Genomic DNA, 16,024 nt, shown 5'->3' with positions numbered 1-16,024 from the left:
TACTTTCAGGCTGTGATTACTTGTGCAGGGGCCAGAAAATACATTTGTTGTGGATCGTGGTTTTTCACCGATAAGACCCCGCGTGACTGAACGGCAACCTGATCGCCCAACTGATTTAAGGTGTTCTGAGATATATTTATTCTGCCAGGCTCGCTGGCGCTTTCCATACGGGCTGCCAGGTTAACAGTATTGCCCCAGATGTCGTAACTGAACTTGCGCTTGCCAACTACGCCCGCCATTACCGGACCGCTGTGAATGCCGATGCGAATATCAAATACACATAGTCCCTTAGCGGGGTTACTGACTTTCAACTCTTCGCCTATCTCCAGCATTTTTAACGCCAACTGCACGCACTTTTGTGCGTGATCGTCGCTGCGAACGGGCAACCCGCCCGCCACCATGTAGGCATCGCCTATGGTTTTAATCTTTTCTAATCCCAGTTCCCCGACAGCCTGATCATAGCGCTCGAAATAGGCATTGAGAGAGTCCACCAAAACCTGAGGCGAAACCCCTGAGGCAATGCGGGTAAAGCCGACAAAATCAGAAAATAACAAAGTGGCGCACTGGTAATGTCTGGCCTGAGTATGGCCCTTTTCTTTCAGCTCAATTGCGGTGTGTTCCGGCAATATGTTGAGAATGATCTTCTCTGACTTTTCTTTCTCTGCACTGAGCTCCTGAGTGCGTTGCTGAATGAGTTTTTCCAGCCAGGCATTTTTGCCCAAGCCCTGTATGCGCGACAGCACGTGGTCAGGGTCCGGACGCAAGCGAAAATTATCACTGCGCTGTAACATCAGTATTTTATCCGCGTGGTCAATTAGCACCAGGGTAGGCAACAAGGTGTCCTGGCCAAAACGGCTCAGCCCGGCCAGCGAGCCGCCTTCGTGCACCAGTTTATATTTTGACGAAAAGCTGAAATCCCGATCTACCAGGTAATCACAGGCCACATCGTATTTTGCCGCCAGCTTTTGCATTTCCTCATGGGGCTCAGTACTGACAAAGGCCAGGTGAATGCCTTCATCCTGAATTTGTTTGTAATGAGCCATCAGCACGGCTATTTGTGCCGTACAAAATGGGCACCAGTTACCGCGGAAAAAATAAAATAGTATTGGCCCCTGGCTCATTGCTTTTCGGGTGATCGGGTTGCCTTGGGGATCATCAAACACAAAACCCGGAAACTGATTACCTTCCTCCAGACCCGTTAGTTGCAAGCGCAACTTAGGTAATACCCGGGTTAACAACCAAACCAGGCAAAGATGCAAAAAAGACACGGCTATGGGTAACAGATTGTGTAACCAATGATTTGATACAGAGAGGGTCAGCAACACAAAACTACTCAGCATAACCAGCAGTAACGTGTTTTGGCGGGAGCGGGTTTCTACCTGTCGTTGCTGATTATTGATAAGGGTGTAAATGGGAAACACACTGTTTATCAGAACAAACCCTAATCCGGGCCAGGAAAAATTAAAATACAGCCATAACATCAGGAGTGGGCTACTGGCAAAAGTCAGCAGCATAACCGGTACAATCAGGGCATTTTTTATTCGCTGTTGTAATTTAAATGCCCGTGTCATGGTTACTATCCCGTCCAGTTGTTATTGGTCTTTGAGCCAGCCCTGGTTAACGGCGATTTCAATTTGTGCGCAAACATACTGCCAGATGGCCGGTGCAATCTCTTCCAGGTATTGATTGCGTTTTAACACCTGAGATTTTTTAACACCGTGTTTGGCCCAACTTCCGCCTTCGTTTTGCATGTTTTGCAGCAGCGGCAAAATACGGTCCATGGCTTTGGCGAATCTGGCGTCGGCTGTTGTTGCCTCTTCAAACTCTAACCATAAAGAACGGTATTCCTGGAATTGGCTTTCAGGCAGTAATCCAAAAATGCGATTGGCGGCGGTTAATTCCTTGCCATGCTGCGCATCCAGATCACCTTGCTCAGAAAAGGCGAAGGTATCACCGGCATCGATTTCCACGATATCGTGTATTAGCAGCATTTTAATAACCCGCAGTAAGTCCACCTCTTCTGCGACGTGTTCCTGAAGGATGGGGGCCAACATGGCAATGTGCCAGCTGTGTTCCGCGCTGTTTTCCTGGCGATTATTATCGGCTTTCACCAGCGCCTGACGGTAAACGGCTTTGAGTTTATCCAGTTCCAGAATGAAGTTGAGTTGTTGTGCTAGTGCATCCATGAAATTTCCTTTAATTAACCGGGGCAGTGGGGGGCAATGGCGATTTTTGAATCTTTTGAAACAGCCAGCCAATTCCCACCAGAGACAAACCTAAGCCTATAAATGACAAGGCTCTGTACAAGCCTTCGAGGTTAGCCATATCCACCAAAAAGGCTTTCAGAACCACCATTGCCAGCAGTCCAAAACCGACTTTCTTAATAGTGTTATTGCCTTTCAGGTGTGCCATAAAAATACTTGTGGTTGCCAGTAACAACCAGACGAACGAGTAAGTATACAGCTCTGAGTCAGAAGTTTCAGCCAGCAGGTTTATGCTACCGCCCTGAAACTGGTTGCGGATCATGCCATTGACAAATAAAAACAGGTACACGCCGGCGATGGTTTGCGCCGGTTGTTGTAGCAGGGTTGGCAACAGGCGAATGCGAATTAATCCGATGAGTAGTAAGGCCGGTAAAGCCCATAAGGGGAGCAGCCAGTTAATGATACCTGTGCCAACAGCAATATCGGAAAAATACGGGGAGCCATACACTGTAATACCTAACTGCAGTAATAAGCTTAAGGTCAGCAGTCCAAGTCCGGCCAACTGATACAGGGATTTTCCTGTGCTGGACGCCTGCATTCGCCATAGATAGACGCAACCCAATAGCATCCAGTTGAATGCCAACAACACACTTTCATTAAAGGTCAGATCACCGGGGATCGGGTAATGGCCCACGAGCAACCAGGACGTCTCTGTGGTCACGAACAATGCGATCAGATGCAAGATGGCACCGGTTATCCAACTGCGCAATTTCGCAGAGTCACTGTAGCGATAGGCCAGAGCAAGGGCACAGACAGCAAGCGGGTAAACAATGAGTGTCCAATGCAGGGTAAACAAGGTTTCGTCGGCATAGTTATCCAGCCAGGGGCTTAAGGTTAACCGCAGGGTGGCGATACCAATAGCCACTTTAAATAACCAGTCAGGCAGAGCCACCAGGTATTTTCGGGTCAGGTAACACATGCTGGTGACCTGCACCAACAAGGCTAATGTCAACAGGCTCTTGCTCAGAACAAGGGTCAGACACAGGGTGACACAGGCATTACACAGAATCAGCCAACTCACTTTATGCAAATGATTGGCCGCTCTGGTAGCCACATAGCAACTGATAGCTGCCAGGAGCAGTAATTCTGTGATCCAAACCGGGTTGAGTATGCTGTTGGCAGTAATCGGAGACCAAAAATAACTCAGACTGTAGCTGCTAATCGGGGCTAAAACCAGCAGCAACAGATAGGCGATTCTGTCGGGATAAACTTTGCTCATTAGCGCTGCGTAGATGACAAACACAAGCGCCAGTATTTGTGCGAACAAATAGCCACTGCGGAAGGGAAACAGGTTGTCATTTAAATCGACAGGGACAGCGAATAAATATAATGAAAACAGCGCAAACATTAGCGCCAAAAAGGGCCAGCTATCAAGTGCGCTGTATCGGACTGCACTGACTAATAACACCGAGCCCAACACCAGGTTAACCAGTGTCAGATTAATATCGCTGCTGAATTGCCAAAGCACAAAGCTCAGCAGTATGACGCAAAACAATATCGGAAGGTGCTCTTTGCGGGGCATTAACAAGGTGTGTACCGGAAGTGCCTGAGTCAGTGTTTTTTGTAATCGCCAACCCATTAAATCGGACAAAATAAACAGATAAATCGACAACAGTGCGGTGATTAAAACGATCAGAATGTCCGTCTCTTTTGCGAATGCTGTTGCCGCAGCAAACCACACAAAATGGCCAATCAGAGCCTGCCACCAAAGCCAGGATTTTGATACCCGCTGACTTACCCAAATGGCGGCTGCAGAAATAAAACAAACATAAAGCAACAACAAGGTAATATTGGCAGAGTCGGAGGAGACCAACACTGGTACCAGATAAGCGCCAATAATACCCACCACCGCCATGATTGGCCCGTAGCGCAACGCCAAAGAGATGGCTGATAACGATATGATGGCCAGTAAGCCGAACGCCACCGGATTAGCAATAAACTGATAAACATCCCAGGCCACCATAGTCATGGCAAAGCAGGTAATACTGCCGTCACTGGCAATAGCCGCCACCACATGACTGGAATGAATGGCAAAACGTTCCGCGTGGCGATTCAGATATTCTGCCAGCGCTACCAGTGCAATACCAAACAGGGCGCCGCCTGTGACTCTCAGAGCGGGTGAAATTAAATTAGCCTCTATTGCATAGCGGGCCAGAAATAGTCCGCCCAACGCCAGTACCAGGCCGCCCAACCAGAGAAATAGATTTTTTCTCAACCAGATTTCCAGGTCGAAACCTTGCTTGCTGGTGGAAGGTGACACCTTGGTCTTAGCTACTTTTGAGGACTCGGTGACAGATGCCGGTGCTGGGTTTATCTTTGTTGCAGCATGCTCAGCATCAACAGGTGGCGTTACCTTATTTGAGGGAGTTGGATCTGTGGTTGCAATGGCGCTGATTTCGCTGGTGTCATTTTTCACAGCCATAGCGCTGATATCATCGGGGGGATTTTCCAGTCTGGCCATCTGAGACTGCAGTTTGTTGAGCTGGATATTGAGCAGCTCAAGTCGACTGGTGAGGGTTTTATTAACCTGCAACAACCGCTTGATTTGAGATTTGTTTTGGAACGAAATAATCGCCGCCACAAAAACAAATAATCCCACTAATAAAATTAAAACCATGACGTCCATTTTGTTTAACTCATAACGCTTTCCTGTTATTGATTCTACGCCTGAACAGAGTGAAATGGGAAAATATTTACTGGCGACATAACAAAATAAGGGGCTACACTGTTAACGCCAGCCACGTTTTAAGGAGAACTCTATGAGCCACACTCAGTCAGGTCGTTGTCAGTGCGGTAGTGTAAAGCTTGAACTCAATTTGCCGCATCCGCTCAAGTGCTATGCCCCAAGGGCCTGTGATTGTGATTTTTGCACCTGCAGAAATATCAGCTGGTTATCTGATCCTGAAGGAAAACTGGCGATTCGCGCTGATTCTCACATAGACAGATTAAAACAAGGCTCTGAGCAAGCTGAGTTTATCACCTGTCACCATTGCCATGACGTGGTGGCAGTGTGTTTAGCGATAGACGGGGGATACGTGGGAGCGGTTAACAGTCAGGCGCTGGATGAAAGTACTTCCTGTAAAGCTGCGCAGGTGGTGTCACCACAAAAATTGGCGGCAGAGGAAAAAGTGAAACGCTGGTCCCGCATCTGGATGCCAGTTACCTTCTGAGCAACTGCAAACGTATTCATCGGGTAAATGCAACAGAAAACACTAGTATTAGACTAAGCCTGACTGAACATAGTGCGTTTATTTGTGAATCATAAATACCTTGTTGCTCTCCTGTTTCCTCCCTTTCTGATAAGTGTCGTTACTGCCTGTTCGGCTCAAAAACCGCAGCAGGCCAGTGATGATAGGCAAAATAAGGCGATATCAGAAAATCAGACACCTAATAGAGAACTTCTGCATGTACCGTCACCACAGTGGCAGGATCAGATCATTTACTTTTTAATGACCGACCGTTTTAACGATGGCGACCCCACTAATAACGACATGGGGCGAGGTGAGTACGATCCGAGCAAGGAAAGCCACTATAACGGTGGTGATATCCCGGGTATTACGCAAAAGCTGGACTACATACAGGACTTAGGCGCAACGGCTGTGTGGCTAACACCGCCGGTCGCTAATCAGTGGTGGAGTAGTGACTCTGAATATTCCGGGTACCATGGTTACTGGGCCCGGGATTTTAAAAAAGTGGATGAGCATTATGGCACCCTGGAGGATTACAAGGCGCTTTCAGCGGCGCTGCATCAAAAGGGCATGTACCTGATTCAGGATATTGTGGTCAATCACAGCGGCATCTTTTTTGGTTATCAGGGGGAATACGATCCTGAAGATACCGCAAAAAACTTTGTGCTGTTGGAGCAGAGCTTTCAGGCCGCACCTGAGATGGCACCATTTAATAGGGTGAATCGTCTAAATCCGGAACATGCCGAAGCCGGTATTTACAACTGGACTCCTGGAACATCGAATTATCAGAGCCTTGAGCAGCAATTTACCTATCAATTGGGCAATCTGTCAGATATCAATACCAAGAATCCGGCAGTAATTGCGGCATTTAAAGATGCTTATCGCTGGTGGATGACTGAGGTAGGCGTAGATGCCTTTCGCATCGATACCGTTAAATATGTGGAGCACAGTTTCTGGCAGCAATTTCTGCACGATCAGGATGGCATTTATGCCCGGGCAGAGGCTCTGGGTAAAAATCATTTTTTAACTTTTGGCGAAGTGTTCGAAGCATCAAAACCATTCGACACGGAAGGCGAGAGTAAGGTTGTTAGTTTTTTAGGCAGCGAAGACAAACCTGAACTCAACTCAGTGATTGGCTTTCCATTGTACTTTGAAATTGGCAGTGTTTTAGGGGAAGGCAAGCCAACGGCGCAACTGGCTTTTCGGTTGCAGGCATTTATGGAGATGTATCCCGATCCCTATGTAATCCCTAACTTTATTGATAATCACGATACCAAGCGCTTTTTAGCGGGGGCCAGTGAAGCAGCATTAAAACAAGCACTGGCGTTGTTGTTAACTATTCCCGGTATACCTGTGATTTATCAGGGCACCGAGCAGGGCCACCAGGAATCAAGACAAGCCATGTTTGCCGGAGGCTTCCTCAGCGAGCAAGACCAGTTCAATCGCGACTCTGAGCTATTCCGCTATATCAAAGACTTAGCTGCAATACGCAAGGCCCATCCGATATTCAGCCGTGGTGACTTGACCTTGTTGGCGTCCAATCAATCCGGCCCCGGCGTATTGGTATACAAGCGTCAATATCAGGGGCAGACGGCTATCATGGTACTTAACAGCGCCGACCATGCTGTGTTGTTACATGGCGCAGAAACCGGGCTGCAAGCCGGTACGCAATTGCATAGCTTGTACCAAAACGTTGCGCTGACCACGCCTGAAATTGCCGCAGATGAGAACCTGTCGATGGAGTTGCCCGCCAGAGCGGTGGCAGTGTATTTGTCCTCTGATGAACCGCCACAAGCTTCGGAAAACAAGGCGCCTCAGGTTTCTATACATCTAGATAGCCCGATTGATGGCAAAGTGTTTGAACAGGATATCCTGGTATCAGGCACGTTTAGCGAAGCTGACGCGACCATTAAACTGATATTAAACGGCAACCTCGATACTGCGCAGCGGATTAAAACGGATCCCCAGGGGCGGTGGCAGGCAGTGATCCCGGTGCGAAATCTGGGTGAAACGCAATACGAATTACAGCTGTATGCTCCTGACCACAACTTTGTGTCGGACACGCAGCGATTTACTGCAAGCGTGTCTGAACCGCAAGTTCAGGTTATTGTGGCTGATGCCAAAGGCGATGACCGGGGTGAATCCGGGCACTATTTGCGACCACAACAAAAGGCCAGTGAGCAGCAGATGGACATATTGCAGGTGGATGCGCAAACGGCTGGCGCTAATTTAAAACTCACCCTGACAATGAGCCAGATAAGTGATTACTGGCTTCCGTCTAATGGCTTTGACAATACCAGTTTTACCCTGTTCTTTGATTTTCCTGAGCAAGAGGGCGCCCACACTCTGCCGCTGCTTAACGCCACTATGCCGGAAAATCGCAACTGGGATTTGGCGCATGTGGCCTATGGGTGGGGTAACTACATGTATCGTTCAGCCCATGCATCGGCTAATGAAATGGGCCAGAAGGTAGGCATTGCACCCCAGGTTAGTGTGGATAAAGATAGAGGTGAAATTAGCTTTTTCTATCGCGGCGAACAGTTTGGGGTCAGCGATTGGCAAGATGTGTTCATCTACCTGACCACCTGGGATATCTCAGGTGAAGGTGCCTACAGGGAATTGACGCCTGAGGGGGGCGAGTGGCAATTTGGCGGTGGCGAGCACCATGACGCCAAAATCATGGATTCGGTAAAACTACAGTTATCAGCGCTACAGTGACGCTTATCGGAGGCAAATTAATGAGCAGCAGAATTCTTTTAACACTTTGGTTTTTGATGGTGAGCACCCTGTGTCAGGCTGTTGAAGTGAGCAGCGGTACCTTAAAAAAGCTGGAGCCGTTTGGCTCTGAATTGTTTCCACAAAAAAACGTCTTTATCTGGTTGCCCGAAGGCTACAGCACAACTAAAAAATACGCAGTGTTGTACATGCACGATGCGCAAAACCTGTTTGATGCTGATACTACTTGGAATAAACAGGCCTGGGATGTTGATGATGTCGGTACTGAACTGATGGCACAGGGGCGGGTGAAAGATTTTATTGTGGTGGCGGCCTTTAATGGCAATCACAATGGTAAGTTTGCGCGTCGCAACGAGTATTTTCCGCAAAAGGTCTTCGAGAGCCTGACACCTCAGTGGCAGCAGCGCCTGGTCAGCGCCACAAGCTACAACCAGCCATTGTTTCAGGGGGAAATTCGCTCTGATGATTATCTCAAATTCCTGACTCAGGAATTAAAGCCTTATGTTGATAAGCACTATTCGGTTCACACCGACAAAGATAATACCTTTGTGATGGGTTCCAGTATGGGAGGCCTTATTTCCCTGTATGCCATCAGTGAATATCCCGATATTTTTGGTGGGGCTGCTTGTCTTTCGACACATTGGCCTGGCGGTAATCCTGAGGCTGACAGCCCCATTCCTGAGGCGTTTGCAGCTTACATGCGGGAAAATCTGCCAGATCCCGACAGCCATAAAATCTATTTTGATTTGGGCACGGAAACACTGGATCAATACTATCCACCATATCAGGCACTGGCGGATAAAGTGATGCGGGAAAAGGGCTATGATTATCAAAATTGGATCACCAATACCTTTGTAGGTGATGGTCACGAAGAGCGATTTTGGCAAGCGCGTTTACACATTCCTTTGTTGTTTTTACTGGGACAGTAAATATTTAACATTTTTGTTATACCTTATATCAATTAAATCAAGGGATTAACTGACAGCTGTAAATAAAAAGTAAACATATCTTGCCTGTTCGGGCGGATTTATTTGTGGTGCTTTTCTGGAAAAAAGTGAGCGCGGGCGTTAAAACGTCGTCCAAAATAACAATCACAAAAAATCTGAGAAGTATGAACATGTCCGAACAGGTCGAAACAGCAAAGATCCTCTCCCCTAAACGAAATACCAGCGTCGCTACAACGGTCAACCAGTTAGCTGAAGAGCAGTTAGCGCACTTTGGTATCGACCCTAAAACTGAATATGGCAAGTGTCTGTTTGAAGCGGCCGCGCACTTGTATCAGGCGCAGATTGATATTTCCAATCTGTGGCAGGTAACTTCTAAAACATTGGCCACTTTAGATCGCAAAGACAAAATTGCTTACTTCAATGCTAAGAAGTTTTTGAGTTTCCAAATTGCCAAGGTTCTGGATACCTTACAAAACCCGTTCCGGGCCACCTTCCAGAGTTTGCAGCAACAAACCGGCTCGCAAGTGGCAAAAACTCACTATCCCTTGTTTGATAACACTACCGCCTTATTTTCTGCGACACCGGTAGTAGTGCGCACGGCCACTTATGTCTATGCCTGTACCGAATGGGTTGACGACGCCTTCCAGGGTAAAGAGGCCACTCACCAGATTTATTCGCGCTTGTTAAACCCCACTAATATTTCTCTGGCGAACGCCATCGTAGAAATGGAAGCTGGCCCCTATGCAGGTGATTATCTGGCGTGGAACTTCAACTCCGGTATGGCGGCGATTGATGCCATGTTGTCTAACGTACTGGGCCACGGTGATGTGCTAATTGTATCGCGCAATGTGTACGGCGGTGTTTACCAGTTGTTACACGACTATTTTGCCAGAAAGAACCGCATGGACATCCAGATCGAATGGTTTGATGGCTATGACGCAGATACTTTTGAAAGCTTCATGAAGGACGTGAAAGCCAAGCATCAGGCGCGTCTGGAAACTCACGATCTGCACGTTTACATTGAATCTCCCTGTAACCCCCATGGTTATGTATTGGATGTTGCTGGTATCTGTAAAATTGCTCATCAGGACAACCATGTGGTGATGCTGGATTCCACCCTGGCAACGCCGGTTTTACATCAGCCTCTGCAACGTTCCGACAAACGCGAGCGTCCGGATTATGTGGTGCACAGTTACACCAAAGACATCTGCGGTAGCGGTGCTACAACAGCGGGTGTGGTGATTGCTGAAACCTGGCGCATGTTCCAGGCCAAAGGACAGTGTGTTAATGACTATGACTGGTCGCGTACTATGTTCTGGGACGTGTACTACATTAAAGGTGCCTTCCTGGATTCAGAGAAAGCTTTTGATGTCTTAACCGGTATGAAAACCCTGGAGCAGCGAATTCTGGCGAAGAGCATTAATGCTCAGGTGTTGAGTCAGTTCTTCCATTCTCACCCGGAAATCAGAGTGCATTGCCACAGTATTGAAGGCAATCACAATGCCGCCATCAAAAACAAACAAATGCGTCATGGCTGGCCTTGTGCCTTGTTCACTCTGGACATGGAAAAATCCGGACTTGAGCGTGATACCTTTGTGCGTTTCTTTGATGCATTGGAGCCTGCGTTTAGTCACCAGGTCAGCATCGGTCAGAACAATACCATCATTTTGTGCCCAGCCTTAACGTCTCACTCAGAAATGGGCGAAGCAGAACAAAAAGACGCGGGCATCTACCTGACGACTATGCGTATTGCTACAGGAACTGAGAACATCAAGGAACTGATTGCCCACTTCATCAACGTGGTACGCCTGCACATCGACCCGGTATCGCCTGGATTCAGTGATAAGTTTATGACTCCAGAAGCGGTAGATGAGCTATACATGCAGGTAGCCAGCAAGTTCTGTCAGCAGCACTATTCAAGCACTGCACCACTGACACAACTGCTGAGTGGACGCTTTGAAGACGCTGCGAACAGCGTAGTTGCATAATCCCAATGGATACTTAACCGTATCCTGATTGAAGTGGAATTAATTACATAAAAAAGCCGCGATTGCGGCTTTTTGTTGTTTGGCAGTGAATTGATACTGACTGTTTTTAGCTGAAATCACAAAGCTAAGCGATGTTATAGTGACACTTTGCTGAATTGGGAATCTGACTATGAAGGTCGAACCGGTAACCTCGCTAAAAAGACAAGCATCCAAGTTATTGGCTGATCTCCATGCTTCGAAAGAGCCAGTTTTGATTACTGAGCATGGCCAACCTTCTGCCTATCTTGTTGATGTTGAAGATTATGAAATGATGCAAAAGCGCATGTCTATTCTTGAGGGAATCGCTCGTGGAGAACAAGCGATTAAAAACCAGCGAGTATTATCTAATTCTCAGACTAAAGAAAAAATGCATAAGTGGCTGAGATTATAATATTGATAGGCAGTGTATTCAGCAAAGTGGAAAGATTAACAGGGAAGCTGATTGCTTTCCCTGTATTTAGCCGGGCCATTAATGGTGCTTAAACAATGTGCCTAACACTGCACCACGACTCGCTCCGGTGACTTTGGGGACATTGCCTTGTACATTGTTTTCAAATGCCCAGGCCAGCCAGGCAAAAGCCAGTGCTTCCACTGCGTCCGGATGAATACCTAATTCATGGGTGGTGGTCACCTTGATACCATCCAATTGTGCCGCTATACGGGCCATCAGATGAGCATTCTGGGCACCGCCGCCACAGACATAGACACTATCAACCGCTTGCAGGGCTTTGATGTCATTGGCGATAGTGAGCGCGGTTAACTCCAATAAAGTGGCTTGAACATCTTCGGCTGGAATTTCCTCTGGCTGAACTGTCAGACTTTGCTCCAACCATTCCAGATTAAATAATTCGCGTCCGGTACTTTTAGGGGCCGGTTGCTTGAAGTAATCCTGATTTTTCAGCGCATGTAATAGTGGCAAATGGCACTGACCTGAAGCCGCCCAGGCGCCATTTTCATCATATTCCTTGCCGGTGTGCTCATGACACCAGGCATCCATCAATCGATTGCCCGGACCGGTGTCAAACCCCAGTACCTGTTCCGGGTCACAACCTTTGGGCAGATAACTGATGTTAGCAATGCCACCGATGTTGAGTACCACGCGATGTTCCTCCGGGCTGCTAAATACCGCCTGGTGAAAAGCCGGTACCAAAGGCGCTCCCTGACCACCCAATGCAATATCTTTGCGTCTGAAATCAGCCACAACATCGATACCGGTTTTCACCGCAATGGAGTTGCCATCACCAATTTGCACACTGTAACCAAATTCACCATCGGGGTGATGTCGTATTGTCTGGCCATGACTGCCAATCAGCTTGATATCACTGGCGGTGAGGTTGTTGCGCGTCAGCAAATCCTGGCAGGCACTGGCAAAACAGGCGGCCACCTGGCGATCTGCCATTGCCAGGCGATTTACCTCGTTATCACCGGGCTGACAAAGTTCCTTTAATTCTTCTAATAAATTCTCTTGGTAGGGATAGGTGGCAAAGTCCAGCGTTTTACACTGGTCATTGGCGTAGTCCACGATGACGGCATCAATACCATCCATACTGGTGCCAGAAATCAGCCCAATATATTTATGAGTCATGAGATTCTCCAAAAGGGACAGGGATACGCTCTTAAAAGCGTATCACAATCTGAAAAAAATGAAGCCGTGAACGGATTAATTCATGGCAAGCATGATGCGGCGGTTGTTATCCAGTTTCGCTTTGTAGTCTTTGGCTAGTTCCAGAAATGCCGCCTGTTCGCTCTTTTTGATTGGTAAGGCCTTGGGTAGCTTCACGGTACGGGGATTTTTGTGCACTCCGTTTACCAGGAATTCATAGTGCAAATGTGGTCCGGCCGCTAAACCCGTAGCACCAACATAGCCGATTACCTGGCCTTGTTTAACCCACTGGCCTTTTTTCACAGCGCGTTTGCTGAAGTGAATATACTTGGTGGTGTAGGTATCGCCGTGCTGAATAAACACATAATGACCGTTAAAACGGTTATAGGAGGACTCGAGCACTTTTCCATCGCCTGCCGCTACGACCGGAGTGCCGGTTTTCGCCGCGTAATCGATGCCGTTATGCGCTTTATAGCGTTTTTGCACCGGGTGAAAGCGACGCGGATTAAAGTTAGAGCTGATATATTTGAAATTCACCGGCGCCCGCAAAAAGCTCTTACGCATACTGCGCCCTTCCGGGGTGTAGTAATTGCCATCTTTGTAGCGAATTGCGGCAAATTCTTCGCCCTGATTAGAGAACTCGGCGGCGACGATATCACCATAACCAACAAATTCACCTTCGATATAATTTTCTTCAAAGATTACATTGAAGCTGTCGCCTTCGCGGATGTCCAAAGCAAAGTCGATATCCCAACCAAAAACTGTGGCCAGACTCATGATTAAATTGTCTGATAGCCCTGCTTCAACCCCAGCATTCCAGAAGTTTGAATTAATCTCTCCACTGGCGTAATTCAGGCGGGTATAAAGCTCTTTTTCCTGCACTTCAGAACCGTAATTGTTGTGCTCTTTAAACACCCGCACGGCTTTGGTGGGAGAGTAGCTGTATTGCAACTCTTTAAAGTGGCCATCCTGAGTTTTCAGTATTTCCAGATTTTCTCCGGGCATGATTTTTAACAACCGTTTCGCGGCACTGCCGGCCCGACTGACATGGTGTACCTCTTTGGCACTTAATCCGGCACGAGAGAATATTTTTGCCAGATTATCACCGCTTCTTACGGTGAAGGTCTGCCATTCCTGTTCCTCTTCTGCGAACGCACTATTTATGGCCAGAAAATCATCATCGATCGGCAAGGCATAGCGCAGGCCTGGCATCAGCTCCGTGGCTTTATCGCGGGTAAATCCGGCTAATCCTTCTGGCAGCTCGGCGTTGAGTGTCGCTAATTGAGATTCCGGCTCCATGTCCGGTTCCACGGGCATGGATTCAGTGTTTTCCTGCAGGGGCAGTGATAAGGCTTTTTGACCTGACGTCGGCTCTTTTACCACCTCTGTTGTTTGCTTCGGTTTGCCTGGGTTTGCCGCAGAGGGTTTTTGAAGCATGTCTTCGGTGACGATAAAAGAGGTGGTATCGTTGCTGTTGTCTAAGCTCGCAGGTAACGCCACACTGACCCTTTCACCGGGAGAAAATTGCAGCTCGTTGTTGTCATTTTTGCTGTCAGCTTCACCGGGCAGCATCATCATGCATAACGTAAACAGCACAAGTGCTGACAGCAACAGTTTGTGTTTTTTAGGCAGCCTGTCGAAATGCTGCCGGGCAACATGGATTTGTTTCATCATTCTTATTGTTTTTTACCCTTGCGGGTTTTGCGCACAAATATCACGACTTTGAGTCGTGAAGGACCTGTTTTATTTTTTATTATTATTTTGTCGTCTTTGGACTGATTTAGTTCCGCTAATTCAGCGGTTTATGCTTGCCAAAAACGTTAATATCCGCAGAATACCCCGATTGTGCCTATTTTTCTAGCGGTATTGCCCTTTTAATCCGGTGTTGCGCCCGGTAAAATCCGGCAAATTTGTAAATAATCTATTCGAATTGGAGTCTGTAGATGTCGGACTGGCAAAGCGCTTTTGCTGAAATAAAACGCGGTTCAGAAGAAATCCTCGTTGAAGAAGAGTTAATTGAGAAATTAAAAACCGGAAAACCCCTTAAGATAAAAGCGGGGTTCGATCCGACTGCTCCTGATCTGCACTTAGGTCACACTGTGTTGATCAATAAACTGCGGGCGTTTCAGCAGTTAGGACATGAAGTGATTTTCCTGATTGGTGATTTTACCGGCATGATTGGTGATCCCACAGGTAAAAACGCAACCCGTAAGCCGCTGACCAAAGAAGATGTGCTGGCCAATGCGGAAACCTACAAAGCGCAGGTGTTTAAAATCCTGGATCCGGAAAAAACTACGATCCGTTTCAATTCCGAGTGGATGGAAGCATTGGGTGCGGCAGGGATGATCAAACTGGCTGCCCGTCAGACGGTTGCCAGAATGCTGGAGCGCGATGACTTTAAAAAACGTTTTGCCAATAATCAGTCAATTGCTATTCACGAGTTTTTGTACCCATTGGCACAGGGCTGGGATTCAGTCGCCCTGGAATCTGATGTGGAGCTGGGCGGCACTGATCAGCGTTTTAATCTGTTGATGGGCCGTGAGTTACAAAAAGAAGAAGGCCAGTCGCCACAATGTGTTCTGATGATGCCGTTACTGGAAGGTCTGGACGGTGTGCAGAAGATGTCCAAGTCTTTGAATAATTACATTGGCATCACGGATACGCCTAATGAGATGTTCGGCAAAGTCATGTCGGTATCCGATGATTTGATGTGGCGCTATTACGATTTACTGAGCTTCCGCCCGCTGGAAGAAATTGCTGAACTCAAAGCCAGTGTTGAAACTGGTAAAAACCCACGTGATTTAAAAATCTTGTTAGCCAAAGAGCTGATTGCCCGTTTCCATGATGAAGCGGCGGCTGAAGCAGCGCATCAGGATTTTATTACCCGATTCCAGAAAAATGCGATTCCTGACGATATCGCTGAAGTTGAACTGACTTTGCCGGCTGAAGGCTATGCGATTGCCAATTTGTTAAAGGACGCAGGTTTAGTGGCTTCTACTTCAGAGGCGATGCGCATGATCAAACAAGGTGCGGTTAAAATCGATGGTGATAAGGTGGAAGACAATAAATTAACTATCGCTGCTGCCGGTAGCGCGGTTTATCAGGTAGGCAAACGCAAGTTCGCTCGCGTTACAATAGCTTAAGATTTTAGTTAGTAAAAAATTAACAAGGCGCTGTAAATAGCTGTCTCTTATACACAAATCCCTGCTAAGTAATTAGTGGGGATTTTTTTGAACTAAATTCCAGGCCTTCGATCAGA

General features: G+C 47.5%; 11 protein-coding genes. 6 read left to right on the top strand and 5 right to left on the bottom strand.

Annotated elements, in window-relative coordinates:
- Positions 1–5 precede the first annotated feature (5 nt).
- From AC0J20_RS18710 to AC0J20_RS18700, 3 genes are read right to left on the bottom strand one after another with little or no spacing between them, the layout of a single operon-like run.
- Positions 6–1,571: an adenylate/guanylate cyclase domain-containing protein gene (locus AC0J20_RS18710; RefSeq protein ID WP_473022903.1), complete on the bottom strand. Its 1,566-nt coding sequence runs from the start codon at positions 1,569–1,571 to the stop codon at positions 6–8.
- A 21-nt stretch (positions 1,572–1,592) separates the two neighbouring features.
- Positions 1,593–2,186, bottom strand: coding sequence for an HD domain-containing protein (locus AC0J20_RS18705; RefSeq protein ID WP_473022902.1), 594 nt, complete (start codon positions 2,184–2,186; stop codon positions 1,593–1,595).
- 10 nt (positions 2,187–2,196) lie between these two features.
- Positions 2,197–4,890, bottom strand: a complete 2,694-nt coding sequence (locus AC0J20_RS18700) for a DUF2339 domain-containing protein (RefSeq protein ID WP_473022901.1) — start codon at positions 4,888–4,890, stop codon at positions 2,197–2,199.
- A gap of 133 nt (positions 4,891–5,023) precedes the next feature.
- Here AC0J20_RS18700 and AC0J20_RS18695 point away from each other — a divergent pair, with 133 nt between their 5' ends.
- The 5 genes from AC0J20_RS18695 to AC0J20_RS18675 all read left to right on the top strand — a co-directional run bounded on the left by AC0J20_RS18695 (position 5,024) and on the right by AC0J20_RS18675 (position 11,553).
- A complete protein-coding gene (locus AC0J20_RS18695; RefSeq protein WP_473022900.1) occupies positions 5,024–5,434 on the top strand; it encodes a hypothetical protein in 411 nt (136 codons plus the stop codon).
- Between the two features lie 84 nt (positions 5,435–5,518).
- The gene (locus AC0J20_RS18690; RefSeq protein WP_473022899.1) at positions 5,519–8,170 is read left to right on the top strand and encodes an alpha-amylase family glycosyl hydrolase; all 2,652 of its coding nucleotides are present in this window, start codon (positions 5,519–5,521) and stop codon (positions 8,168–8,170) included.
- A gap of 20 nt (positions 8,171–8,190) precedes the next feature.
- Positions 8,191–9,117, top strand: a complete 927-nt coding sequence (locus AC0J20_RS18685; RefSeq protein WP_473022898.1) for an alpha/beta hydrolase — start codon at positions 8,191–8,193, stop codon at positions 9,115–9,117.
- A 182-nt stretch (positions 9,118–9,299) separates the two neighbouring features.
- Positions 9,300–11,123: a trans-sulfuration enzyme family protein gene (locus AC0J20_RS18680; RefSeq protein ID WP_229528285.1), complete on the top strand. Its 1,824-nt coding sequence runs from the start codon at positions 9,300–9,302 to the stop codon at positions 11,121–11,123.
- Between the two features lie 169 nt (positions 11,124–11,292).
- On the top strand, positions 11,293–11,553 hold the full coding sequence (locus AC0J20_RS18675; RefSeq protein ID WP_473022897.1) for a type II toxin-antitoxin system Phd/YefM family antitoxin: 261 nt from the start codon (positions 11,293–11,295) through the stop codon (positions 11,551–11,553).
- Between the two features lie 78 nt (positions 11,554–11,631).
- On the opposite strand, the gene AC0J20_RS18670 is transcribed toward AC0J20_RS18675, so the two are convergent.
- Together AC0J20_RS18670 and AC0J20_RS18665 are read right to left on the bottom strand one after the other, a co-directional pair.
- Positions 11,632–12,747 (bottom strand): anhydro-N-acetylmuramic acid kinase, encoded by a 1,116-nt coding sequence (locus tag AC0J20_RS18670; RefSeq protein WP_473022896.1) that lies wholly within the window; start codon positions 12,745–12,747, stop codon positions 11,632–11,634.
- A 75-nt stretch (positions 12,748–12,822) separates the two neighbouring features.
- Entirely contained in the window at positions 12,823–14,439 is a 1,617-nt protein-coding gene (locus tag AC0J20_RS18665) for a peptidoglycan DD-metalloendopeptidase family protein (protein ID WP_473022895.1), read from the bottom strand.
- A 269-nt stretch (positions 14,440–14,708) separates the two neighbouring features.
- On the opposite strand from AC0J20_RS18665, the gene tyrS reads away from it, so the two are divergent.
- Complete coding sequence (gene tyrS / locus AC0J20_RS18660; RefSeq protein WP_473022894.1) at positions 14,709–15,908, top strand: tyrosine--tRNA ligase; 1,200 nt, start codon at positions 14,709–14,711, stop codon at positions 15,906–15,908.
- The last annotated feature ends 116 nt before the right edge of the window (positions 15,909–16,024 follow it).

This window comes from Planctobacterium sp. R6, from assembly GCF_055755215.1.
The sequence above is the reverse complement of the archived record's forward strand: the minus strand, read 5'-3'. Positions and strand labels throughout refer to the sequence as shown.

Coding starts and splice junctions, on each gene's coding strand:
- AC0J20_RS18700 (WP_473022901.1), bottom strand. CDS start 4,890: ATGGACGTCATGGTTTTAATTTTATTAGTGGGATTATTTGTTTTTGTG.
- AC0J20_RS18695 (WP_473022900.1), top strand. CDS start 5,024: ATGAGCCACACTCAGTCAGGTCGTTGTCAGTGCGGTAGTGTAAAGCTT.
- AC0J20_RS18665 (WP_473022895.1), bottom strand. CDS start 14,439: ATGATGAAACAAATCCATGTTGCCCGGCAGCATTTCGACAGGCTGCCT.
- AC0J20_RS18705 (WP_473022902.1), bottom strand. CDS start 2,186: ATGGATGCACTAGCACAACAACTCAACTTCATTCTGGAACTGGATAAA.
- AC0J20_RS18710 (WP_473022903.1), bottom strand. CDS start 1,571: ATGACACGGGCATTTAAATTACAACAGCGAATAAAAAATGCCCTGATT.
- AC0J20_RS18670 (WP_473022896.1), bottom strand. CDS start 12,747: ATGACTCATAAATATATTGGGCTGATTTCTGGCACCAGTATGGATGGT.
- tyrS (WP_473022894.1), top strand. CDS start 14,709: ATGTCGGACTGGCAAAGCGCTTTTGCTGAAATAAAACGCGGTTCAGAA.
- AC0J20_RS18680 (WP_229528285.1), top strand. CDS start 9,300: ATGAACATGTCCGAACAGGTCGAAACAGCAAAGATCCTCTCCCCTAAA.
- AC0J20_RS18685 (WP_473022898.1), top strand. CDS start 8,191: ATGAGCAGCAGAATTCTTTTAACACTTTGGTTTTTGATGGTGAGCACC.
- AC0J20_RS18675 (WP_473022897.1), top strand. CDS start 11,293: ATGAAGGTCGAACCGGTAACCTCGCTAAAAAGACAAGCATCCAAGTTA.